A 25000-nucleotide genomic window follows, 5' to 3' on the forward strand; every position below is an offset into this window, starting at 1 on the left:
TATAATCAACTAGTATTAATAAAACATCTTTGTAATGAAAAGCCTTCCATACACATTTGGCACAAAAAAATTAGTATGGAAGCAACAAAAATAGAAATCACAAAAGAAGTGACGGAAGCGATACAAGTAGGTTTCAAAAAAGAAGAATAAGCCCTAAAGAAATTAGGACTTATTCTTCATTAAATACAAATGTTTGTTTCATTTTTTTACCTTCATTTACCGGATGGCCGTTATAAGAGAAATTCTTTTCTTCCCAAGTGATTACAACTTTAAAATTATGACTATTAAAGTCTAATGGGAATACCATGTAGTCAAAGCTTGTATGACTTTTAGAAATGTTTTCATTAGGTGTAGAAGGTTTAAAGGTAGCTTTAGAGGTAGGATTGTTATCAAGTATTTCCACAGATACATTTGATACATCATGACCGATGTTTTTTACGAGTAAACTATACGTATCAAATACACCTTGTTTCGGCTGGATTGCTTGCTTGTTTGAGTTATGAGATTTATCAATTTCGACATACCATTGTTTAGACTTTGACGCAATCGGTAGTGACTGAAATGTGTAAGCACTAGCTTGCATTGGTAGTGCTAAACATATAAGCGTAAAGAGAGTTAATATTTTTCGTTTCATTTTTTAAGAGCTCCCATTCTTTAATGGATTTACTTGTTATTATCTTCTTTTTACGAGTAAATATACCATATAATGTAAAGTGGGTATTGTGAGTAGTGAATTAATATATTATTCACTACTCTTATAGCTGGCATAATTACGTATGTAGTAAGAAAGAATAAATTTGTTTTTTCTATACTTAGATTGCTACCCTTTTTAAAAGGGCTATTTTTATGTTTTAATAAAAAGAATATACTAAGAGTTCCGTATAAATTATTTATTTTAATGTAGTTAAATGTGCTTGTATATGTGAAATTAGAGAGGGAAGCTGTGTAGAGATGTTTCTACACAGCTTTTTAGGATATGAAAAAATTGCCAAAAATATGTTAAAATAACATTGTCATACAACAAGGGGGATTTGTTTTATGGAAAATGGACATCTTGCTAAAGTAGACTTAACGAAAAAAATTGAATCAAAATCTAAGTACAATAAGAAACTCGAAAAATATCAAAGGCGCTTATTAGCATTACAACAAATTTTGAAAGAAGAAAAAATCGCGGTTATACTTGTTATGGAAGGATGGGATGCGGCTGGTAAAGGTGGGGCAATTAAGCGGGTGACGGAACATCTTGACCCACGTGGGTTCCAAGTAGATCCAATTGGAGCGCCTGCACCTCATGAAAAACGTTACCATTATTTGCAACGTTTCTGGCGCAAAATTCCACAGTACGGGCAAATTACTATTTTTGATCGCTCATGGTACGGTCGTGTGTTAGTTGAGCGTGTTGAAGGTTTTGCTACAAAGGAAGAGTGGATGAGAGCATATGATGAGATTAATGATTTTGAAAAACTACTAACAGATGACCATTACATAATGGGGAAGTTCTTCTACCATATAAGTAAAGAGGAACAGTTAAAGAGATTTAAAGATAGAGAGAAAAATCCTTTGAAAAGATGGAAAATTACAGATGAAGATTGGCGTAATCGTGAAAAATGGGATGAATATGTTGAAGCGATGGAAGACATGTTTGAAAAAACAAGTAAGCCAAATGCGAAGTGGCATATTATTGAAAGTAACGATAAATTGTATGCTCGTGTGAAAACGTTAAAAATTATTATTTCATTCATTGAGGATTATTTCTTAGAACATGGTATAGAATTGCCTTCTTATTATTATGAAATGAAAGAGGATATTGAAGTTTGCAAGATGTAGGTGTGAAAGAGTAAAAAAGAAAATGGCCCTGTGAATTGGTGAAACCAAATTATGGGGCTTTTTTATTTAGAAACATTTTACAATTAACAGAATAAGGTATATAATCAATAATCATATTAACATTGTTAATATGATTATTGATTATATAATGTGTGGGGGTTTTACTTTGAAGGGAAGAGATGTTGTTTTAGGTTTATTAATGGAAAAGGAATTGTCTGGGTACGATATTAAAATTGTGTTTGAAGACGTATTTACTCATTTTTTTGATGGAAGTTTTGGAATGATTTATCCAACGTTACGACAATTGGAGAATGAAGGGAAAATAAAAAAAGAGGTTGTCATGCAAGAGGGGAAACCGAATAAGAAAATGTACTTTATTACAGATGAAGGACGTGAAGAGTTTTATCAATACATGCAGACGCCTGTAGAGAAGGATGTTTTACGTTCGGATTTTTTAATGAGAATGTATTTTGGTAACTATAGTGATGATGTAACAATAAAAAAATGGATTAAAGATGAAATTGAAAGAAAAGAAGCGTACATTGCAGATCTTCGATTGAAATATGAAAAGTGGAGAGTAGGTATTACTTTCGTCGAAGAAATTTCACTAGATGTAGGTATTGCATCGTATAGTGCACAAGTGGAGACTTTGAAGAAAAAATTAAAAGAGTTAGAGGCGAAAGAAAACAATAAAACAGAAGAATGAAAAACGCGTTCACAATAAATAAAGGGGTATATAAAGATGGAGCAATCAAAGGGTATTAAGATTGTCTTTTTAATGTGTCTAGGTATCTTTCTTTGTATGATTGATACGACAATTATGAATATAGCTTTACCGGCAATACAATCGAGTGTAAATACTTCGTTAGAAAAGATGTCTTGGGTATTAAATGTTTATACAATGACGATTGCAGTACTTGCCATTCCGTTAGGGCGGATAGCTGATATCTTTGGAAAAGCAAAGATGTATATTCTGGGTCTGGTGATTTTTGGTGGTGGATCGGTACTTTGCGCTTTTGCTAATACAGGTGATTTTCTTATTTTTTCTCGTTTTATACAAAGTATTGGGGCAGCGATTTTATTTCCAACAAGTATGGTAATTGGTGTATCAGCTATGCCATTAGCTAAGAGGCATGTTGCGCTTGCAATTTTAGGAGTAACACAAGGATTGTCAGCTGCTATGGGACCAGTAATAGGTGGAATTATTACGCAAAATTTAGGATGGAGATGGGTGTTCTTCGTTAATGTTCCGGTTTGTATAATAGGAATCGTGTTATGTTGCATCATGCTACAAATAAAAAATGAAGAACGTATTATCTCAAAAATAGATTGGATAGGACTACTATTAAGTAGCACAGCAATTTTTTCATTTACTCTCATATTAGTAAAAGGTAATACATGGGGATGGCAAAGTAATATTGCTTTGTCTTGTTATGCAATTAGCACTATTTCTCTTATTCTATTTATTTTAGTAGAACGAAAGATTCATAACCCAATGGTGAATTTAAAGTTATTTCAAGATCGAATGTTTGTCGGAGCGTCGATCGTTGTTATATTGAGTAATTTATTTTTAATTGGAGTTACTGTATTGCTTCCAACGTTCTTGACGAAACTACAGGGTCGAACGGAAATTGAAGCGGCTTTTTTAGTGACACCTATTTCAGCAATGATATTTTTTGTCTCACCAGTTGCAGCAACTTTAATTGAAAAACTCGGAAAAGTAACTATTATTTTGTCAGGATTTCTTGTTATGGGGCTTTCCTACTATTGGTTGCAAATGATTGATGTTCATTCAACAAATATAGAAATTATTATTCCATGTATGATATTAGGTGTTGGATATGGTTTAGTAGTGGGGCCAATTACAGTTTTAAGTGCGTCTTCGTTTGAAGGAGAATTGTTAACTGCTTCTCAAAGTGTTGTATCAATGTTACGACAAGTTGGAATTGTATTGGCAGTCGCAATATTTGTCTCTAACTTAACTCACAATTTAACTGTAAATAAAGAAAAAGTATATCGTTATGCAGAAGAAAAGGTGCGTACTATTCATGTGAATAGTACTGAGCAAACTGAAATTTTACAAATGACTAAAGAGAAAATAGAGAATCAAAGTTTAGAGTCGAATATAAATAAGAAACAAAATGCAATGACAATGGGATTAAGTAAAGAGAAAAAGGAAGAATTGATTCGCGACAAGACGGATGAAATATTAAGAAAAGTTCCAGTAGAATATAGAGATGTAAAAAGAGAAGAAGTTATGAGGAAAGTGACAAAAGAAGTTGAAAAACAAGGGGAAAGTATAAAGAAAGAGGTACTCACATTTTCAAATGATGTGAATCATTATGCCAAGAATCAGATGGCTATGAGTTTTACAGATTTATATAAAGCAAGTGTGCCAATTATTTTAATTTGTGCTTTCGTAAGTTTGTTGTTTTGGGAAGGGAAAGCTTTGAGTAAAAAGAGAAAGGGAAGGATAGTAGAAGAAGCGTAAAGGAAAACAGGCTGCTATTAGCCTGTTTTCCTTACGTTAGTATGAAAAATCTGGATTTAATTCTTTAAATTTATGACTATAATGCCTTTTATTATTAAAACCAACAAAATCAATTCCGACGCAAGATTCTAAATTTCCGTCTACAATCGTAGAATCCACGAAGCTTAAATGTTTTAATTTTTGTAGTTCTTTAATGAATTGTAGATTTCGTATGTTACCACAACTTGATAAGATGAGAGTTTCTAATTCCGTTAAATAGCGCAAATATTCGTGGTTTTTAAGCTTACTGCAATGGTCGAATTCGATGTGTTTTAAAGTTGAAGCATTGTTTTCAATTTCATCAATATGCTCTAAATTTCTTAAATAATTGAGTTCTAAATGCTTTAATTTAGGTAATGACCTACATCCTTTTAATGAATTAATGTTCCCTTGTGTAATGCTTAGTTTTTCAATTTTTTGTAAAGACATTAATTCTTCAAGGTTCTTTTGTTTCGGTTTGTATTTCCAAATGTATAGTTCTTTTAAGTTAGGACAAGATTCGAAGCCTTTAATGTTTTTATTACACTTTATGTGAAGTTCCTCTAAATTTGTAAAGCTTTCTAACTCTGTTAAGTTTAGTGGAACTTGCGGTTCTTCTAGTGATAAAGATTTTAAGTTTTTTAATTTATATAGGGCTGAATAATCAGTAATATATATACTACTAATGTGTAAGCTTTCAATTTGCGGGCAGTGTTCAAGAAAATTAATATGGTGCAAACTATACCTAAGATCATTAATGTAAACATCAGTAAAGTTGTTTGTATTAATGAAGTCTACGTATTCATCCAGTCTGTTTTCATGGATTTGTACTGTGCCATCCATAACTAAAAAGTTTTGTGGTTTCTTTTTGATAGATATTTGTAAAGGATTCATGTATTGAAATATTTCTGTCTTGTTTTCTAAAATAGTTTCAACACTTCTTTTGACAGTTGGAACATTGTCTCTTTGTTTGTAAGCTATTAAGGTTGACTTTATTTCTGACGGATCTGCTAATAAAATTTTTGGAGCCATTTCATATAGTACATCTTCATTTGCAGGTATACAGCTAACCATTGCATCAAGTGCTATTAAACTTAAAGGGTGTCCTTTTGTTAGCCAAGACTTAATTCGTCTCCAAGTTAGTTGTGATACTGCAGCTAATCGCGCCCAATCGTTATGAAATGATACCGCATGTTCCTCTATCCAATCTAATGTTTCTGAGGATTGAAAAGAATGCAGACAAATGAAGGAAGTGGTCGGAAGCTCACTTTTTAATACTGTTTTTAGCCTTTCTATTACTAAAGGAAAGGCTTCTTCAAATGGTAAACAATAAGCTGCAGCGTGAGAAAGAGGTGCAAGTAATTCTTCATCAAATGCCTTCCACAGTTTTCTTATCCAATCTGAGGCGAATTCTCCTAGTATACATATAACAATCTCAAGTAATCTAGTTTTAATTACACCATTCATTGTGTTTGAAAAGCGGTTTATAACAGCATCTAGTACTTCGTTTTGATCGTACCTATTAAGAGCTTCAATTTCTGTTTCTTGAAGAAACCATCTAGTCATGGTGTAATCAAGTAATTCCTCTAAACTAGAGCGAACTTCTTCTAAAGTGGGCACGGGTGTAAGTTTGTGCTCATTCATCTCTAATTTTGGTTGCTTCGCTTTACCATCTTCTTCATAAAAACTATCATGCAAATAATATTTATAAGGTGAGTGAATCATTACAAGGTGGTACCATTCTTTAGGATGTAAAGATAACGAAATAAGACGCTCATGACATTGGTTACATAATTTATAAGGTTGATTTGCTTGATCGGATTCTTCTATTTTATATACTGGATCATGTTTGCAAGCTTCACATAATTCTACTGTTTTTTTCATTGTTTCCTCCTTGCCTATTGTGAATAGTAGTATTTTTAATATAGCATGGGATAAGTCGAGTATGATTAGAAAGTTTTTTAGAATGAAAGGAAGGAATGGAAAATGCCATTGAATATGTAACGTTATACATAGTACATTAACAAGAGGGATTAATTTTAAAAGGAGGATGGGGAATTGCTAGATAAGGCAGGGGTTTTAATAGATAATCATGTGTACACAGAAGAAGAGCAACAAAAACTATACAAACGAACGTTAATAATCGTCAGCATTTCACAAATGTTTGGCGGTGCAGGACTAGCTGCTGGTATTACAGTGGGAGCACTTCTTGCGCAGCAAATGCTTGGAACAGATGCATTTGCAGGATTACCAACTGCTATGTTTACATTAGGATCGGCATTAGCAGCTTTCATAGTAGGGAAGCTTTCGCAACGATATGGACGCCGGATAGGTCTTGCAACAGGGTTTATAGTAGGCGGATTTGGAGCAATTGGTGTTGTAATGGCAGCTTTAACGAACAGCATTATTCTTTTACTTATTTCTTTACTCATATATGGTGCCGGTACAGCCACGAATCTACAAGCTCGTTATGCAGGTACAGATTTAGCAGATAAGAAGCAGAGAGCAACGGCTGTTAGTATTACGATGGTAATGACGACTTTCGGTGCAGTTGCAGGACCAAATTTAGTAGGGGTAATGGGAAGTTTTGCTCATTCAATTGGAGTTCCTAAACTTGCAGGTCCGTTCATACTATCGGCAGCAGCATTTATACTGGCGGGTCTAGTTCTTTTTGTTATGCTTCGTCCAGATCCTTTGATTATTGCTAACATAATAGAAAGATATAAACAGGAACATACATATAAAGGACAACCAATAACAGAAGAAGCGAAAGAAAATAAACGAGGTATTACAGTTGGAGCAATCGTAATGATACTTACGCAAATAGTGATGGTTGCGATTATGACGATGACGCCAGTTCATATGGGACACCACGGTCACGGTTTAAGTGCAGTAGGACTTGTGATAGGTTTTCATGTAGGTGCAATGTATCTTCCATCTCTCGTTACAGGAATGTTAATTGATAAAATTGGCCGAACTACAATGAGCATAGCTGGTGGAGTGATTTTACTTGCAGCGGGTGTCATAGCGGCGATAGCGCCAAGTGATTCTTTATTATTATTAATCGTTGCTCTGTCTTTACTTGGGCTAGGATGGAACCTCGGATTGATAAGTGGTACAGCACAAATCGTTGATTCCACAACACCGTCTACACGTGCTAAAACACAAGGGAAAATAGATGTTTTTATTGCGCTAGCTGGAGCTTCTGGTGGAGCAATGTCAGGTATGGTAGTAGCGAATTCAAGTTATGCGGCATTGTCATTGGCTGGAGGCGTGTTAGCGTTATTACTTATTCCTGTTGTGATATGGTCTCGAAAAGGGGCAAGAAATTAAATGAAAAAGAGGTTCTAGTTACTGGCTAGAACCTCTTTTTATACACTTAAATTAAATTCCACTCTACAATAAGTCCTAAATGCGTAAGTCCGCCACCAAATCCGTATAGTAAAAGTGTGTCTCCGTTATTTAACCTTCCTTCTTTTATAGCTAAATTTAAAGCGAGTGGAATGGTGACTGAAGAGGTATTCCCCATATATTCCACGCTCGTTAATGTTTTTTGTATTGGAATTTGAGATTTTTCGCAAATAGATTCAATCATTCGTAAGTTAGCGCTGTGGGGTATGAACCAGTCTATATCATCTACTTGCATATTTGCGGTATGTATTAAATCTTTTATGCCTTTTGGCACTGTACGTGTTGCCCATTTATATACTTCTCTTCCATTTTGAACGATTTTTTCATTTGTTTGCAGTGGTGTGCCATTCATAGTAGTAGATAAGTTTGTTCTATATAGATGAATGCCGCCATCACCGTTTGTTCCCATGTGAGCAGCGATAAAGCTTGGGGTGTCTTCATCTCTTTCTAATAAAATAGCTCCAGCACCATCACCGAATAAAATACAGGTCGTTCTATCGCTATAATCAGTAACTTTAGATAATGTCTCTGTCGCTACGACAAGTACTTTTTCATGTGATCCAGAAGTGATTAAGCTATTACCGACGTGTAGTCCATATGTAAAACCAGCACAAGTTGCATTTAAATCAAAAGCTAGTGTATGAGGTATGTTGAAGTATTGTTGTATTTGGCAAGCAACACTAGGGAAAACGTAATCAGCAGTAGTAGTAGCGACAATGATACAGTCGACATCTTCTAAGTTTTTCTTATATGTTGTACATAAATTTTTAATTGCTTTAATGGCTAAGTTTGAGGAGTATTCTTCTTCGCTAGCGATTCTTCTTTCCCTCATTCCTGTTCTTTGTACAATCCATTCATCATTCGTATGGACCATCTTTTCTAAATCGTTATTAGACAATATTTGATCTGGAACATAAGTACCAATTGCAGTAATACGAGATTTAGAATGCATAGAAACATCTCCTAACTTTTATTTTTATAACCTGATACTAATATCAGGTTATAAAAATGTCAATAAAGATTTTTGTTGTATTAAAACGATAATACTTAACTTACTATGAAAGAATTTGGCGAGTGCTGTAAAAATAATATACGAGAAGTTTCTAAAATTGATAATTGCTTTTGTTATTTTTATTGTGAGAAAAATTCGCAAAAAATGACGATTAAAGTAAAAATATAAAGATTTTCTTTCGTGTGATATAGGTTGTTAAACCTTGTGAAAGCGAATTACTTATGCTACACTTTATGTAACTTAAAATGAACGGAGGGGCTTCCTTTGATCTTAATCAGATTACGTCTCAATACTTTGTGCCAATAATTGAATAGCGCTCAAAGGCTCTGTCTGTGTACAGAGTGAACGGGATTGGTCTGCCTATTTTAAAGGAACCCTTTATTAAGCTTATATGTGAAAAAGAGGGAGGGACGAATACGCCCTCTTTTTGTTTTGCCTTTATAAATAGAATGGGATTGTATAAGTGAACACTTACCGTGGATACGTATACAATCTGGGGACTTTTTGACTATAAAATAGGATGAAAGCATAGCTTTCTTCTATTTCTTTGGTGAACCCTTATCCGTTTACGAAAACACAGGCAGCGACCTGTGTTTTTTATTTTACGTAATCGAAATGGAGGAATAAATATATGGAAGAAGTATTACAAAGAGCAGTTTTAGTTGGAGTAAATGTAGGTAATGAAGATGATTTTGCATATTCAATGGAAGAGTTAACAAATCTTGCGGAAGCTTGTGATGTAGAGGTAATTGGGCAAGTAACGCAAAATTTACAACGAGTAAATCCATCGCATTATATCGGAAAAGGAAAGATTGAAGAAGTTGCAGCGTATGTACAAGAAATAGATGCGAATATGGTTATCTTTAATGATGAATTATCTCCTTCACAAATTCGAAATTTAGAAGAGGATTTAGATTGTAAGGTAATTGATCGTACCATTTTAATTTTAGATATTTTTGCGCAACGTGCGAAAACGAAAGAAGCACAGCTACAAGTAGAAGTAGCACACCTTCAGTACATGATGCCTCGTTTAATCGGTCTTCGTGAATCGTTAGGGAGACAGAGCGGCGGCGTTGGTACGAAAAATAAAGGTGTCGGTGAAAAGAAGTTAGAGTTAGACCGTCGTAAAATTGAAGAACAAATTTCAGTTTTGAATAAAGATTTAGAAGCGCTCGTTGCCCAGCGTCAAACGCAGCGAAAGCAGCGTAAGAAAAATGAAATACCTGTTGTAGCATTAGTAGGTTATACGAATGCAGGAAAGTCAACGACGATGAATGCAATGCTTGAAATTTATAATGGTACAGAAGAAAAACAAGTATTTGAAAAAGATATGTTATTCGCGACGTTAGAAACATCTGTACGAAATATTGATTTGCCAGATAATAAATCATTTTTATTAACAGATACAGTTGGATTTGTAAGTAAATTACCACATCATCTTGTGAAGGCGTTCCGTTCAACGTTAGAAGAAGTAGCGGAAGCAGACCTACTTATTCACGTTGTAGATTACGCAAATCCAAATTATGAACAATTAATTGATATTACAAATGAAACGTTAAAGAAAATTGGAGTAGAAAATATTCCAACGATCTATGCTTATAATAAATCAGATATGGTAGATGTTGAAATTCCGAAAGTGCAAGAAGATCGCGTTTATTTATCAGCGAAGAAACATGTTGGAATTGAAGAACTTGTAGAAATGATTCGCTCACACATCTATAAAGAATATACGAAGTGTGAAATGTTAATTCCATATGATCAAGGACAGGTAGTTTCGTATTTCAATAATCATGCACACGTTTTATCTACGAGTTACGAAAACGAAGGTACCAAATTACAAATAGAATGTAAGACGAGTGATTACGAGAAGTATAAGCATTTTACAATTTAATGTAAGAGGCAACCCAGTATGTGATTGGGTTGTCTTTTTTTGTACTGTTTTACCGCTGAAAGTTACAAGGATGCAAGCCAATGACGGGAGTTAAGTTATATTTCTGGAAAAAGAAATGAAAGCAGTATAGAATAGAAATGTTTCAAAAGTCAGAATTTATTACACCTACTGTAATAAATATATATTTTGTACAGAAAGGGGAGATTCACATATGCAGGCAGTTTCACACAAAAAAACTGTAGAAACACCGACAATATATCGAATTTTATTTGCGATTAGCTTTGGGCATTTTTTAAATGATTCGATGCAAGCAGTTGTGCCGGCGTTGTTTCCTATTTTGGAAAAAACGATGAATTTATCCTATATGCAAGTAGGGTGGATTGCGTTTGCATTAAATATGACGTCATCGATTATGCAACCGGTGTTTGGTATGTATTCAGATAAGAAGCCGTCACCATTTTTATTACCACTCGGCATGTTTTCAAGTATGCTTGGAATGATTGGACTCGCGTTTGCACCAAACTTTATTATTGTTATTATTTCTGTTTTATTTATTGGTTTAGGTTCCGCGGTCTTTCATCCAGAAGGCGCTCGTGTTGCGTATATGGCGGCAGGTGCAAAACGAGGGTTAGCGCAAGCAATTTATCAAGTTGGGGGAAACACGGGGAATTCTTTAGCTCCTATTTTTACAGCGCTAATTTTCGTTCCACTCGGTCAAATTGGTTCATTAGGTTTTACAGCATTTGCAGCAGTAGGAATTGTATTATTAATTTTCGTATCGAATTGGTACAAAAATGAATTAGCAACCGGTGCTGTAAGAAGGAAGAAGAGGGCTGCACTTGAGGCGGAAAATGCAATTGTAAGTACACACATTAAATTCGTTATTATACTTCTTGTTTTTCTTACTTTTGTACGCTCTTGGTACGGTGCTGGTATCGGGAATTTCTATCAATTTTACTTAATAGAGCATTACGGTTTATCTATAAAAAATGCCCAGTATTTCGTATTCGCATTTATGATTGCTGGTGTGTTAGGCACTTTCTTCGGAGGACCGTTAGCAGATCGATTTGGTAAGAAAAATATCATCGTATTTTCAATGTTAGGTTCAGCGCCACTTGCACTGTTATTACCACATGTCTCACTTGTGTGGGTCGTACCGTTATTTTTATGTATCGGTTTTATTAGTTCAAGTAGTTTTAGTGTAATTGTTGTATATGCACAAGAGCTTGTGCCTGGAAAAGTGGGAATGGTGTCAGGATTAATCGTAGGTCTTGCATTTGGACTTGGAGCATTAGGTGCTGTAGTTCTTGGGAAATTAGCAGATATATATAGCCTGCAATTTATTATGCTATTATGTAGTTGTCTACCATTAATTGGACTCACTTCATGGTTACTGCCAAGTGATAAGAAAACGATAGAATAGGGGATGCGCTATGAAATTGTGTGAAAACGTTACGGAATTAATAGGAGATACACCTGTCGTCCGATTATCTAAATTTATTCCGGAAGACGCAGCAGATGTGTATGTGAAACTAGAAATGTTTAATCCATCGCGCAGTGTGAAAGACCGTGCTGCTTATAATTTACTTCACGTTGCAGAAGAAAATGGTCTCATCAAACCAGGAGATACAATTATTGAACCGACAAGCGGGAATACAGGGATTGGTTTAGCGATGAATGCAGCAGCTAAAGGGTATAAAGCGATTTTAATTATGCCAGATAATATGTCAAAAGAGCGTATTAATTTATTGAAAGCATACGGAGCAGAAGTAGTTTTAACACCAGCAGAACAAAGAATGCCAGGAGCAATTGCGAAGGCGTTAGAACTGCAAAAACAAATACCGAATAGTTTTATCCCGCAACAATTTGAAAATCCAGCTAATCCGAATATTCACCGTTATACGACTGCACTTGAAATTTACGAACAAATGGATGGAGAGCTTGATGCTTTTGTTGCAACGGCAGGAACAGGCGGAACGATTACAGGGACTGGTGAAATGTTAAAAGAGAAATTGCCAAACTTATATATTGCAGTAGTGGAACCGAAAGGATCTCCCGTTTTATCCGGTGGTGTACCAGGTCCTCATAAACTAGTAGGAACAAGCCCAGGATTTATTCCGAAAAACTTAAATACAGAAGTGTATAACGAAATTATTCAAATTGCAGATGAAGAGGCTTTAACGACAATGAGAAACTTAGCTAGACAAGAAGGATTATTAGTTGGGCCATCTTCTGGAGCATCTGTTTACGCTGCAATCATGATAGCGAAACGCCTAGGCGTTGGTAAAAAAGTTTTATGTATTGCGCCTGATACAGGTGAACGTTATTTAAGCATGGGGTTATTTGAATAAAAAGGATAGAAACACCTTAATAGTGAATAGCTGCTATTAAGGTGTTTGTTTTATGGAATGAAGAGGGGGAGAAGAACAATGAAACTATTAAAACCAATCCATGAATATAGTGAGCATATTACGGCGTATAGACAAGCGTTTTTACACTCAGGGGAACAACCACATGGAAGTAGTTCTTTACAAAACTTTGATTCTCTTGATGAATGGTTTGAAAAAGTGAGTAAACAAGAACTAGGAGAAAATTTACTAGCTAATCGAGTGCCATCTAGTCAGTTTTTAAGTTTTGAAAAAGGGGAACTTATAGGTTTTGTGAATATTAGACATAGATTAAATCCAGAATTATTACGGGAAAGCGGTCATATTGGATATAGTGTCCATCCGAATAAACGTCGCCACGGTTACGCTACGAAACAACTACAACTTGCATTAGCTGAAGCGCAAAAATTAGGATTGCAGAAAGTATTAATAACTTGCGATAAATCCAATATCGGTTCTGCTAAAACGATTCAAAAGGTTGGCGGTGTGTTAGAAAATGAAGTAGTTTCTTCTCGTACTGGTGAAGTTATTCAGCGCTATTGGATAGAAATATGATTAAGTAGGAATTTGAAAAGGTAATGCAAGCTGTAATATCGAAATAGATAAATGAAATATAGGGGATTACTGCAATTTAGGGGGAAATGAAATGGGATTAAAAGAGAAAGCAATAGAGATGTCAGAGATTTATAGGCAAAACCCGAAAGTAGAAGCCATTATTTTAGCGGGTTCGGTAGCTAGAAAGCTTGAAGATGAACATTCAGATATAGAATTACATATTTTATGGTCAACACCGCCGGAAGATGAGGATCGTAGAGCCCCTATTTATCATATTGATGGGAAAATATTATCGTATCATCCGTATGAGGAAGAAGAATGGTCGGAAACGTATTTAACGAAAGAGGGAATTAAATTAGAAATTAGTAACTTTTTAACAGAGACAGTAGAGAAAGTGATTTCGGATGTGGTGGATCAATATGATATAAGTTATGAAAAACAATGTATTGTATCATCTGTTCATGATGGTGTTAGTTTGTATGGAGAAGGGAAAGTAAATGAATTAAAAGAAAAAGTAGCGGCATATCCAGATGAACTAGCAAAACGGATGATTTCAGAAAATCTATGGTTAAGTAATCGTTGGCACAATCGAAAGGCGCTTTTAAAACGGAAAGATTGGCTTATGCTTTATGACGTTATTTGCGAAGTACAAAGGAACATATTCGGTGTTTTATTTGGTTTGAATAAAATGTACGTACATCATCCAGCGTTTAAATGGATGCCTAATAATGTGGAACGAATGACTATTAAACCTGAAAAATTATATGAACGTATGGCGGACACATTAATAGGGAATCCAGAAAAAAGTGTGCAGGAGTTAGAGTTGCTAATAGAAGAAGTGTTGCAACAAGTTCATACATACGCGCCAGGAGTAAATGTGGATGAGCAAGAAAAATCTATTTTTTATTTTGTGAAATAGAAAATAGTAATAAGGGGGAAGTTATGGGGTTTTTTAATAGGTTTTTTAAAAAAGTTGAAAAAGTAAATGAGCAAGAAGCGACTCTTCATGAATTAAGTGAAGAATTGTATGTTGAATCACCGGTAGAGGAAGCGACTAGTTACTGGGTATCGATGGCACAAAATATAATTGTTAATGCTGTAAAGGCAGCTGACAATGATGTGGAACGTGCCTTCGTGTTATTGAATTTGAAGAAAGGTGAGGCTTCATTTGATATTTTTTATCAAATAAATGGGCAATTGTATTTCTGGGATCAGCTAGAAAATGAGACGATAAAAAATAGAATTCAGAACGAGTTGTTACCGCAAGCTTCAGAAGTTTCAAATGCAGTAAATGAGCAATTTCGCGAAGCTGATCATCCTGTAATATCATTCGCGCAATTGCAGTTTGAATGGGAAACGAAAGCCTGGTTCTCACATATAATTTGGGAAGATAACTTTGCTGCTCAATTGCCTAAAACTCAAATTTTAAATGAATGGTTTCGTGTAATTAAAGAAGAAACGAAAAATAGACCACTGGATAGTGATGCGAAATTTTCTTGGTATCCATCAAACTCTTAAAAAATGAATACAGAGAGACAGGTTATGTTTCTGGATGATTTGTATTATTGAATAAGTATCAATAATACGTAATTCTTTTTCTATTGCCTATTAGAATTCGTTATGTACTAAGCTACTTGTTTTCTAAACTAAAACCTATATTTCGAATTTTTAAATAGATTGTAATACATAAAAATTCGAAATATAAGTTGACACTATTTTTAATGTGTGATAAAAATGATAGTAATCAATTCGGAAAATAATATTTGGGCAATGAAAGGGTATAGTAGTGAATATCTCCCTATTTCAGAGAGCTGATGGTTGGTGTGAATCAGTATATAGATTATTCATGAAGTTCGTCCTGGAGCATCTTTCATAAATCTCACATTATGAGGAAATGAAAGACGGTAGTTTATACCGTTATCAAATAAAGTGGTGAAGATTTTTTCACAACTAGGGTGGTACCGCGATATTTATCGTCCCTACGTATTTACGTAGGGACGTTTTTTATTTAGGTCCTAACTTTGGTGTGGCTTCATAACTAGGGTGGTACCGCGATATTTTATCGTCCCTACGTTTTTGCGTAGGGGCGTTTTTATTTAGGAGGTTTCTTAGTGTTCTTCACAACTAGGGTGGTACCGCGATATTTTTGTCGTCCCTACGTATTTACGTAGGGGCGTTTTTTATTATTAGGGAGGAAGTGAACGTATTAGAAAAGAGTATTGATAGAACAATATAAATACCGAATTGTAACAAAGAAAAAGAGACAGAGAGGAGATTAACAAATGAATTCACAGCAATGGACATCGAAATTAGGTTTCGTATTAGCTGCAGCAGGTTCGGCAATTGGTCTTGGGGCGATTTGGAAATTCCCATATATGGCCGGCATTGGAGGAGGCGGAGCGTTCTTCCTAATTTTCATCGGTTTCACATTATTAATTGGTTTACCGCTATTATTAGCTGAATTTGTTATTGGAAGAAGTACACAAAAAGAGGCTGTTGATGCATATAGAGAGATTGCTCCTAAAACGTTATGGCCTTGGTTAGGTAAATTAGGAATTGTAACATGTTTCATATTACTTTCTTTCTACAGTGTTGTAGGAGGCTGGATTTTATTATATTTATGGAATGCAATTACAGGTAGACTATGGGAAGGAAATGGAGCATACGAAGCTACGTTTGGTGAAATCATTTCCAATCCATATTTAGCAGTTGGATCACAGCTATTATTCATTCTTATTACTATTTTTATTGTAAGTAAAGGTGTACAAAATGGTGTTGAAAAAGTAAATAAATATTTCATGCCAGCACTATTCGTTTTATTCTTTGTATTAATCGTTCGTGCACTTACGTTAGATGGTGCTGGAGAAGGTGTTCGTTTCTTCTTACAACCTGATTTCTCACATGTAACATCAGAAGTTATTTTATACGCAATGGGGCAATCGTTCTTCTCATTATCTGTTGGGGTAGCCGTTATGGTAACGTATAGCTCATACTTACCGAAAGAAGAAAGCTTACCACGCTCAGCATTTTCTATCGTAGCCTTAACTCTTGTTATTACATTACTTGCAGGACTTGCAATTTTCCCAGTTGTGTTCGCATTTGGGATGGAACCATCTCAAGGACCGGGACTATTATTTATCGTATTGCCAGCTATTTTCAGTAAAATGGCATTCGGAAAATTATTCTTCATCGTTTTCTTATTACTATTCTTCTTCGCTACGATTACATCAGCAATTTCGATGTTAGAAATTAGTGTTGCATCGTTAACATCAAAAGGTAAAGGGAAACGTGAGAAAATGGCCTTAATCGTAGGGTTATTAATCTTCGTTGTTGGGGTACCATCAGCATTATCATTCGGTATATTAGGTGATCTGAAGATTTTTGGAAAGACAGTCTTTGATTTAGCGGACTATGCAGTAAGTAACATATTAATGCCACTTGGTGTATTATTAGTTTCTATCTTTGTTCCTTTAAAAATGAAGAAAGATGTATTAATGAAAGAGCTAGGTGTAAGTAAAAATAAAGGTTATAAACTATTCGTATTATGGTTATTCTTACTTCGTTATATCGCACCAATTGCGATTATTATCGTATTCTTAAATGTACTTGGCATTATATAAAAAGAAAGGTAGCGTATCATACAAATACGCTACCTTTTTATTTTGCTCTTTTTTGCAATTCATTTACTGTTACGAACTGATAGCCCTTCTTAGATAAAGAATTTAAAATACCTTCAATCGTTTGTAAATTTTCATTAGACTCATCATACATAGAATGCAATAAAATGATAGAACCTGGTTTTACATTTTTATTAACATATTCAATTTTATCAGCCGTAGATTTATAAAAAGTATCGGGCTCAAGATCCCATATAATCGTTTCGATATTATTTTTATTTAAATAATAGGGTAGTCCAATTAATTTTTTCCCGTTAGGAGGCCTAAAATCAATTTCGTCTGTAAATCCTGTTTGGCGGATTAATGAATTCGTTTTTTCTATTTCACCTTTAATAAAAGAAGGTGTTTTGAAAACCATTCTATTATGAGAATATGTATGGTTTCCAAGTTGGTGCCCAGATTGCGCGATAGCTTCTCCTAACGATAAATTTTTCTCTAATTCATTTCCAATTAAAAAGAAAGTAGCTTTAGCGTTGTATGTATCTAGTAGCGGTAATATTTGTTTTACATTGTTAGTAGGGCCATCATCAAAAGTTAAAGCAATCACTTTTTCATTTGTTTCTACGCGTTGTGTTAAATCTCCAAATAATTGAAAGCTTCTTGCATTCATCAATTTGTATGTTCCAAATAATGCCGTGATAATAAAGAATAGTGTAACGATTGTAATGATAATTTTTTTCCTCATAATGTAACCTCACAATGTTTTTTGATTCAATTAAAAAGTATTATATCAAACTAAGTAATTTCGTGCTTTAAGAAGGGTGTGGATGCAAGGAGAAGGAATTTATCATATAATAAAATACAAAAGGTATATTAGGAGGTGTTTATATGGCGATTATAATTCAATTGCCAGACACTGCAACGTCTCATGCAAAGCCAAGTATGGAAATGGCGATACTTTGCGTGAGGTAGACAAGTAATATACAATCGCCTATATGAGCTCGTATCATTTTTTATATTTGGCTTTGCACCTTATTGAAATGAACCATAAAAAATAAGGGGCGAGCAGAAATGAAATACGTAAAAGCTAATGCTGTTTTACCAGAGAGTTTAATTACTGAAATTCAAAAGTATATACAAGGTGAAACAATTTACATTCCGAAACAAGAAACGAAACATTATAAATGGGGTACACGATCTGGCGGAAGAAAACAACTAGATGAAAGAAATAAAGCAATTAAAGAAGCGTTTAAAAGTGGGATTGCTATTCATCAACTTGCAGAAAAATATTTTCTTTCTGGGGAAACGATTAAAAAGATTGTGTATTCTAAATGAGCATAAAAGAGTCTAGTTCAAATATTATTTTGAGCTAGACTCTTTTTGCTTTGTATGTATTGGATATATAGCGTGTGAATGGGCATGATAATAGAAAAAATAAATCGCAATAGTATTGTATAGAAATGTGAATAGGAATAAAAACGTTATATTTCATATTATAGAAAGGTGAACACATATGAATCATCTTGGACAAATAACGATAGAACTTTTTGTTGGTTTTTTTGTTTTATTAATTGCTACTAAAATATTAGGGAAAACACAAATATCACAGCTAACCCCTTTTGATTTTATTTCTGCGATTGTAATCGGAGAACTAGTTGGAAACACTGTATATGATCCTGAGGTGAGAGTATGGTCTATTTTATACGCTGTTTTTGTATGGGTAATATTAATTTACGCAATAGAAGCAATAACACAAAAATTTAGAAGGACAAGAAAGTTCTTTGAAGGATACCCTTCTATTATCATTCGTAATGGGCATATTGATAGAGAACAATTAAAATCAAATCATTTGGATATTAACCAATTACAACAAATGTTAAGACAACAAAAAGATATATTTTCAATCCGAGAAGTTGAATATATGATATTGGAACCTAATGGAAACATAAGCGTTCTGAAAAAAAGTAAATACGAATCTCCTACTATAAATGATTTAAGTTTAAAACATAAGCCTGTATACTTACCAATTTCATTAATTAGTGATGGGAAAGTAGTTAAGGATAATTTGAGGGAAGCAGGATTTGATGAAGGGTGGCTTTATAAACAAATAAAGCAAAAAGGAATTACTAAATTTGAAGACGTATTATATGCGGAATGGAAAGCAGATGATGGCTTCTTTTGTCAGAAAATGCAGCGGTAGAGAATAAGTGATATATGTAATGTTTGTTTCTAAGTTATCTTTTACATATCAAAAAACGTAATCATTGTATACAATAAAACTAGATCAACAATTTGTATGGAGTGATAAAGATGGAAGCGTTTATTAGAAGTGATCAATATAATTTTATAAAATCACAAGCTTATATTTTAGCAAACGGGCATGCAACCGCAAATGATAGAGGTGTAATTCAAGCGTTAAAATCGCTTGCGATTGAAAAGATAATACATGTATTTGAGAATTTAACGGATGAACAGAAAGAGTTAATTGATACGGTATTAACAGTTCAAAATAGAGAAGATGCAGAATCATTTTTAATGAAAATAAATCCGTATGTAATTCCGTTTCAAGAAGTTACAGCACAAACATTAAAAAAATTGTTTCCTAAAGCGAAAAAGTTAAAACTTCCTGATATGGAAGAAATAGATATGAAAGAAATATCTTATTTAAGCTGGATTGATAAGGGATCAGGCAGGAAATTTATTATAGCGAAAAATGATAAAAATAAATTTGTTGGTCTGCAAGGAACGTTCCAAAGTTTAAATAAAAAAAGCATTTGTTCGTTATGTCATGGACATGAAGAAGTAGGAATGTTTTTAGTTGAAATTAAAGGTGATGTACCAGGAACTTTCGTTAAAAAGGGAAACTACATTTGCAAAGATGGTGTAGCTTGCAATCAGAATATGAAGTCACTTGATAAATTACATGATTTTATTGAGCGATTGAAAAAATAACGAGAAAACCTCTAGTATTTAAACTGGAGGTTTTTGTTTTTTTGAAGAAGTAAAATAAGCTTTCTTTGTAAATTTAGATTTATAATGAAATTTGATAAAAATATCTATTATGATACAGTTGCTTATATGCAAGGAGGTAAAACATGGATTACCTTTTATCGAAAGAAAAAGTGAAACGATGGCCTAAAGATACGATAACGGCGGGGCGTTATCATACTGTTGGCCTTAAATCGGATGGCACGGTAGTAGCGGTGGGACGGAATAAAGAAGGGGAATGTAATGTAAGTGATTGGCGCGATATTGAAGCAATCGCAGTGGGCAATGTTCATATGGCGACGAACACGGGTAATGCTCATACAATCGGTCTTACATGTGACTGCGGTAGCAGTGGGTTGGAATAAGCATGAACAATGTGATGTAAACGATTGGCATAATATTGTAGAGGTTGCGGCGGGGTGGCGTCGTACCGTTGGCCTTAAATCGGATGGCACGGTAGTAGCGGTGGGCCGAAATAAAGAAGGAGAATGCAATGTAAGCAGTTGGCAAGGTATTGTGGCAGTCACAGCGGGTGACTGGCATACAGTCGGTCTTAAATTGGACGGCGCATTGACGACTGTGGGGAATAATCGATATGGTCAATGCAATGTAAGTAGCTGGCGAGGTATTGTATCGGTCAAGGCTGGGTATCTTCATACTGTTGGTCTTAAACGAGACGGTACGGTGATGGCAGTAGGGAATGATAAACATAACCAGTGTGATGTAAGTGGCTGGCGAGATATTGTAGCAATAGCGGCTGGTACGAATCATACAATCGGACTTAAATCAAACGGTACCGTGGTGGCAGTGGGTTGGAATGAGTATGGTCAATGTAACGTAAGTGATTGGAGAGATATTGTAGCGATAGCGGCTGGTTGTGCACATACAGTCGGACTAAAATCAGACGGCACGGTGATCGCGGTAGGTAATAATGAATTTGGCCAATGCGATGTAGGTAGCTGGCGCGACATTCGGTTGCCTAGCAAATAGTCAATTTACAATAAATCATTAGTAATATTATTCTATTTTAGGAGTAATTATGGAATAGGATATGTAGAAAATAATTAAACTTAAATCTGCTGAATAAGAATCTCTTTTGAAAAGGGATTCTTATTATTTTTCATAAAATGAGGGTATAAATGGAATTTTTGAACAAATTTTATTTCAAAGTTACAGTAGAAGATATAAATTAAAAAGTATAGAGGAGATAAAGGAATGCTTAAAAGGTTTTTACTTTCTTTACCGGATGTTTTACTTATATGTATCGTTCTCTACATAATGTACACAAATTCTTTTAGTTTTGGACAGATGCTAGTAATTTCCATTGCAATCGGAATTATTGGTGGTCTTGCTATTAAAATTTGTAAGGATGTATTCACGTATATAAGATGGACAATTAAACAAAGAAAAAATTGAATATGTTTAATAGTTATTAGGAGGGAATGAAATGACTAAGAAAAAGAATAGAGTGAAAAACGAGATAATACTTTGGTCACTAACAGCAATTGTTCTGTTAATTGTATGGTACTTTTATCAAAAATAAAAACGCAACGTACTAAAAAAGCACGATGCGTTTTTATTATTTTTTTTGCCAATTTTCTTTTATAAAGTCTTCACGCCCAGATTCCTTTTGCTCAGTAGCATATTTCTCTGGATTCTTTTTATAGAAATGTTGATGGTATTCCTCTGCTTCGTAAAAAGGTGCAGCAGGACGAATTTCAGTCACGATTGGATCTTTAAACATACCGCTTTCTGCAAGAGCTTGTTTTGATTTTTCAGCAAGCCCTTTTTGTGTTTCGTTATGGTAAAAAATAGCGGTACGATAAGATGGACCACGGTCAAAAAATTGTCCGCCATCGTCAGTTGGATCGATTTGTGGCCAATATAAGTCTAGTAATTTCTGATAAGGAAAAATAGAAGGATCGAATGTAATTTGAACAACTTCTAAATGTCCAGATGTTCCAGCTTTTACTTGTTCATATGTTGGATTTTCTACATGACCTCCTGCATAGCCAGAAAGTACTTTATGAATACCAGGAAGTTCATCAAATGGTTTTACCATGCACCAAAAGCAACCGCCTGCGAAGGTTGCGAGTTCGTATGTTTTTTCGGACATTGCTGTAATCCTCCTAAATGTATATGTTTTATATAGTATTATATAAATTGTTTTATTGCGCAATAAAAAAGATTTGAAAATATATGTTTTTTATAAACAAGATCCTCCGCTCACATCAATTAATTGTCCAGTAACCCAGCGGCTGTCTGGAGAAGCAAGAAATGCAGCAGTATCGGCAATGTCCTCTACTTCACCTAAGCGATTGAAAGCAGAAATAGTAGTAGCGTACTGCTTCATCATTGGGTCGCTCAAGAGTTCTGCATTCATATCTGTTTTAATAAATCCTGGAAGTATTGCATTCACCGTTATTCCTCGTGCTCCAAGCTGTTTTGCTAGCGTAAAAGTCATTGTATTAATAGCGCCTTTCGTCATACTATATGCAACAAAATCAGGTAAAGAAATGCGGGTGGCAGCGGACGAAATATTAATAATTCGGCTATTGTCACGTAAACGTGGTAGTGCTAGTTGAATGATAAAGAATGGAGCTTTGGCATTTACTGAAACCATTCTATCAAAAAACTGTTCAGTCGTTTCTTCAATAAAAGCACCAGGACCAATGCCAGCATTGTTTATTAAAATATCAAATTTTGTTTCACCAGTGCGCTTTTGTAATTCAGTATCTAAAGCGTTATAAAGGTTTTCTACACCGTGTAAGGATTCTAGATTTGCGCCGATAGAAAAAGCTTGGCCACCATCTGATCGAATTTCATGAACAGTTTCTTCAGCGTCATCTTTTCGATTACCGTAATGAACAGCAACCAATGCACCGTCATTTGCTAAACGTTTAGCGATCGCTCGTCCAATTCCTCGGCTTGCTCCTGTAACTAACGCTACTTTCCCTTTTAACATAGTTTCCTCATCTCCTCATAAACTTTATAAGTTTTTCTTTATGTAGTAATGCGAACATACTTAAGTAATATATGAGTGTATGTAAGTAATGCATTCCAATTTTGATTTGAGAAAAAATAAATAGAATGAATTTTAATTTTTTTGAAAAAACATGTTGACAACGAAAAGAACAACGTCCTATAATACGTGTAACAAATAAAAGTTAATTAAGAATTTTCTAACTTTATATGTTGTATATGCAAAGAAGAGGAAAGTAGATGATTATGATCGTTTCAGAGAGCTACTCCAAGGCTGTGAGGGTAGTAACAATCGAATCATTGAAGATCACCTCGGAGCATCGCTTGCGAAAGGGAAACTGAGTAGAGGGCGGCGGCATCGTCTCCGGTAAAAGGACGGAGGTCTGATTGGACCTACAAAGCTTATATTTCGTGAGAAGTATAAGGAAGCTGAGTGGTAACGCGAAACTCTCGCCTCAGCAATCAAAGCTACTAAATTGTAGTAGTTGATTGCTGAGGCGAGAGTTTTTATTTTTAAAAATAGAAGAAGAGAATGCGTAGAAGAGGAGAGTAAATGATAAAGATTGTTTCAGAGAGCTGCCCCGAGGCTGTGAGGGTGGTAACAATTCAATCATTGAAAATCACCTTGGAGCACTACTTTTGAAAACTAGTAAAAAGTAGCGGGGTTGTTCCCGATAGAAAAACAAAAGTCTAATTGGACTTGCAGAGCTTATATTTCGTGAGAAGTATAAGGAAGCTGAGTGGTACCACGATTCTCTCGTCTCAGCAATGGATTGCTACAAGTATGTAAGTAATCGATTGTTGAGACGAGTATATTTTTAAGGGTTATATACTGAATATTCTGTTAAAAATACTCATCTCAGCAATCGATGTAGAAATAGATTGCAAAAATAGAGAAAAAAGAGGAGCGATGTGAGATGGGAAACCAGTACATTTACATGAATGGGGAATTTGTAGAAAAAGAAAAGGCAGTTGTTTCAGTGTATGATCATGGTTTTTTATACGGAGACGGTGTATTTGAAGGGATTCGTAGTTACGGAGGAAATGTATTTTGTTTAAAAGAACATGTGAAACGATTATATGAATCAGCGAAATCTATTTTACTAACAATTCCAATGACGGTAGAAGAAATGGAAGAAGCAGTTTTACATACACTCCAAAAAAATGAATACGCTGATGCTTACATTCGCTTAATTGTCTCAAGAGGAAAAGGTGACTTAGGGCTCGATCCGAGAAGTTGTGTGAAGCCGAGCGTAATTATCATTGCAGAACAATTAAAGTTATTCCCACAAGAATTTTATGATAATGGGCTAAGCGTTGTATCTGTTGCATCAAGACGTAATACGCCAGACGCGTTAGATCCACGTATTAAGTCAATGAATTATTTAAATAACGTACTTGTAAAAATTGAAGCAGCACAAGCAGGAGTGTTAGAGGCTCTTATGTTAAATCAACAAGGATATGTTTGTGAAGGTTCTGGCGATAATGTTTTCGTTGTGAAAGATGGAAAAGTGCTAACCCCGCCATCCTATTTAGGAGCATTAGAAGGTATTACGAGAAATAGTGTTATCGAGCTATGTGAACGACTGAATATTCCGTGTGAGGAAAGACCATTCACTCGCCATGATGTATATGTAGCGGATGAAGTATTTTTAACAGGAACAGCAGCGGAGTTAATTCCAGTTGTAAAAGTTGATTCGAGAGAAATTGGAGATGGGAAACCAGGAAGTGTAACGAAACAATTGACCGAAGAATTTAAAAAATTAACGAGAGAAAGAGGAGTACGTGTTCCTGGGCTGACGGAAAGCTTAGCATAAATAA

22 protein-coding genes, 1 pseudogene and 2 other annotated features are annotated in these 25000 nt (G+C 34.7%); of the genes and pseudogenes, 17 read left to right on the forward strand and 6 right to left on the reverse strand.

The window, feature by feature from the left end:
* Window positions 1–169: 169 nt before the first annotated feature.
* Window positions 170–634 carry a hypothetical protein gene (locus tag ACS2QP_RS03535; RefSeq protein ID WP_000823333.1) on the reverse strand — a complete coding sequence of 155 codons (465 nt, stop codon included), beginning with the start codon at window positions 632–634 and terminating at the stop codon, window positions 170–172.
* Window positions 635–1038: 404 nt separating this feature from the next.
* Here ACS2QP_RS03535 and ACS2QP_RS03540 point away from each other — a divergent pair, with 404 nt between their 5' ends.
* From ACS2QP_RS03540 to ACS2QP_RS03550, 3 genes are all read left to right on the forward strand, one after another.
* Window positions 1039–1827 (forward strand): polyphosphate kinase 2 family protein, encoded by a 789-nt coding sequence (locus tag ACS2QP_RS03540; protein WP_438882135.1) that lies wholly within the window; start codon window positions 1039–1041, stop codon window positions 1825–1827.
* Window positions 1828–1993: 166 nt separating this feature from the next.
* Entirely contained in the window at window positions 1994–2533 is a 540-nt protein-coding gene (locus ACS2QP_RS03545; protein ID WP_000678334.1) for a PadR family transcriptional regulator, read from the forward strand.
* 36 nt (window positions 2534–2569) lie between these two features.
* The gene (locus ACS2QP_RS03550) at window positions 2570–4318 is read left to right on the forward strand and encodes an MFS transporter (protein WP_438882136.1); all 1749 of its coding nucleotides are present in this window, start codon (window positions 2570–2572) and stop codon (window positions 4316–4318) included.
* A gap of 36 nt (window positions 4319–4354) precedes the next feature.
* Here the strand turns inward: ACS2QP_RS03550 and ACS2QP_RS03555 are convergent, their stop codons facing one another.
* On the reverse strand, window positions 4355–6220 hold the full coding sequence (locus tag ACS2QP_RS03555) for a hypothetical protein (RefSeq protein WP_063536081.1): 1866 nt from the start codon (window positions 6218–6220) through the stop codon (window positions 4355–4357).
* 174 nt (window positions 6221–6394) lie between these two features.
* Between ACS2QP_RS03555 and ACS2QP_RS03560 the strand changes: the two genes are divergently transcribed.
* Window positions 6395–7669 carry an MFS transporter gene (locus ACS2QP_RS03560; protein WP_000884526.1) on the forward strand — a complete coding sequence of 425 codons (1275 nt, stop codon included), beginning with the start codon at window positions 6395–6397 and terminating at the stop codon, window positions 7667–7669.
* A 46-nt stretch (window positions 7670–7715) separates the two neighbouring features.
* On the opposite strand, the gene ACS2QP_RS03565 is transcribed toward ACS2QP_RS03560, so the two are convergent.
* The gene (locus tag ACS2QP_RS03565) at window positions 7716–8699 is read right to left on the reverse strand and encodes a ketoacyl-ACP synthase III (RefSeq protein WP_061457023.1); all 984 of its coding nucleotides are present in this window, start codon (window positions 8697–8699) and stop codon (window positions 7716–7718) included.
* 691 nt (window positions 8700–9390) lie between these two features.
* Between ACS2QP_RS03565 and hflX the strand changes: the two genes are divergently transcribed.
* The 7 genes from hflX (at window position 9391) to ACS2QP_RS03600 (ending at window position 17212) form a co-directional block, all read left to right on the forward strand.
* Entirely contained in the window at window positions 9391–10650 is a 1260-nt protein-coding gene (gene hflX, locus ACS2QP_RS03570) for a GTPase HflX (protein ID WP_000393284.1), read from the forward strand.
* Between the two features lie 211 nt (window positions 10651–10861).
* Window positions 10862–12073 carry an MFS transporter gene (locus ACS2QP_RS03575; protein ID WP_001149399.1) on the forward strand — a complete coding sequence of 404 codons (1212 nt, stop codon included), beginning with the start codon at window positions 10862–10864 and terminating at the stop codon, window positions 12071–12073.
* A 10-nt stretch (window positions 12074–12083) separates the two neighbouring features.
* Window positions 12084–13001: a cysteine synthase A gene (gene cysK, locus ACS2QP_RS03580; RefSeq protein ID WP_017673957.1), complete on the forward strand. Its 918-nt coding sequence runs from the start codon at window positions 12084–12086 to the stop codon at window positions 12999–13001.
* Window positions 13002–13079: 78 nt separating this feature from the next.
* Window positions 13080–13592 (forward strand): GNAT family N-acetyltransferase, encoded by a 513-nt coding sequence (locus ACS2QP_RS03585; RefSeq protein WP_000771270.1) that lies wholly within the window; start codon window positions 13080–13082, stop codon window positions 13590–13592.
* 91 nt (window positions 13593–13683) lie between these two features.
* A complete protein-coding gene (locus ACS2QP_RS03590; protein WP_153580810.1) occupies window positions 13684–14511 on the forward strand; it encodes a DUF4037 domain-containing protein in 828 nt (275 codons plus the stop codon).
* Window positions 14512–14534: 23 nt separating this feature from the next.
* On the forward strand, window positions 14535–15110 hold the full coding sequence (locus ACS2QP_RS03595; protein ID WP_153580809.1) for a hypothetical protein: 576 nt from the start codon (window positions 14535–14537) through the stop codon (window positions 15108–15110).
* 243 nt (window positions 15111–15353) lie between these two features.
* Window positions 15354–15576: a binding site (T-box leader), on the forward strand.
* Between the two features lie 298 nt (window positions 15577–15874).
* On the forward strand, window positions 15875–17212 hold the full coding sequence (locus ACS2QP_RS03600; RefSeq protein ID WP_153580808.1) for a sodium-dependent transporter: 1338 nt from the start codon (window positions 15875–15877) through the stop codon (window positions 17210–17212).
* Between the two features lie 37 nt (window positions 17213–17249).
* Here the strand turns inward: ACS2QP_RS03600 and ACS2QP_RS03605 are convergent, their stop codons facing one another.
* On the reverse strand, window positions 17250–17954 hold the full coding sequence (locus ACS2QP_RS03605; RefSeq protein ID WP_153580807.1) for a polysaccharide deacetylase family protein: 705 nt from the start codon (window positions 17952–17954) through the stop codon (window positions 17250–17252).
* 326 nt (window positions 17955–18280) lie between these two features.
* Here ACS2QP_RS03605 and ACS2QP_RS03610 point away from each other — a divergent pair, with 326 nt between their 5' ends.
* From ACS2QP_RS03610 to ACS2QP_RS03630, 5 genes and pseudogenes are all read left to right on the forward strand, one after another.
* Complete coding sequence (locus ACS2QP_RS03610; RefSeq protein ID WP_000878326.1) at window positions 18281–18544, forward strand: CD3324 family protein; 264 nt, start codon at window positions 18281–18283, stop codon at window positions 18542–18544.
* Between the two features lie 178 nt (window positions 18545–18722).
* A complete protein-coding gene (locus tag ACS2QP_RS03615) occupies window positions 18723–19409 on the forward strand; it encodes a DUF421 domain-containing protein (protein ID WP_001015964.1) in 687 nt (228 codons plus the stop codon).
* Window positions 19410–19519: 110 nt separating this feature from the next.
* Entirely contained in the window at window positions 19520–20161 is a 642-nt protein-coding gene (locus ACS2QP_RS03620) for a FusB/FusC family EF-G-binding protein (RefSeq protein ID WP_438882137.1), read from the forward strand.
* Between the two features lie 143 nt (window positions 20162–20304).
* Window positions 20305–21187, forward strand: a pseudogene (locus tag ACS2QP_RS03625) (RCC1 domain-containing protein).
* Window positions 21188–21412: 225 nt separating this feature from the next.
* The gene (locus ACS2QP_RS03630) at window positions 21413–21613 is read left to right on the forward strand and encodes a hypothetical protein (RefSeq protein WP_153580804.1); all 201 of its coding nucleotides are present in this window, start codon (window positions 21413–21415) and stop codon (window positions 21611–21613) included.
* A gap of 163 nt (window positions 21614–21776) precedes the next feature.
* Here ACS2QP_RS03630 and msrA read toward each other — a convergent pair whose 3' ends face one another.
* Both msrA and ACS2QP_RS03640 read right to left on the reverse strand, forming a co-directional pair.
* Window positions 21777–22313 (reverse strand): peptide-methionine (S)-S-oxide reductase MsrA, encoded by a 537-nt coding sequence (gene msrA / locus ACS2QP_RS03635; protein WP_001291883.1) that lies wholly within the window; start codon window positions 22311–22313, stop codon window positions 21777–21779.
* Between the two features lie 90 nt (window positions 22314–22403).
* Window positions 22404–23162, reverse strand: a complete 759-nt coding sequence (locus ACS2QP_RS03640) for an SDR family oxidoreductase (RefSeq protein ID WP_438882138.1) — start codon at window positions 23160–23162, stop codon at window positions 22404–22406.
* A gap of 545 nt (window positions 23163–23707) precedes the next feature.
* Window positions 23708–23947, forward strand: a binding site (T-box leader).
* A gap of 149 nt (window positions 23948–24096) precedes the next feature.
* Between ACS2QP_RS03640 and ilvE the strand changes: the two genes are divergently transcribed.
* Complete coding sequence (gene ilvE, locus ACS2QP_RS03645) at window positions 24097–24996, forward strand: branched-chain-amino-acid transaminase (protein ID WP_000528154.1); 900 nt, start codon at window positions 24097–24099, stop codon at window positions 24994–24996.
* Window positions 24997–25000: the final 4 nt, after the last annotated feature.

Origin of the sequence: Bacillus cereus group sp. Bce019 (assembly GCF_051781745.1) — a bacterium.
In the GTDB taxonomy this organism is placed as follows: Bacteria; Bacillota; Bacilli; order Bacillales; family Bacillaceae_G; genus Bacillus_A; species Bacillus_A cereus.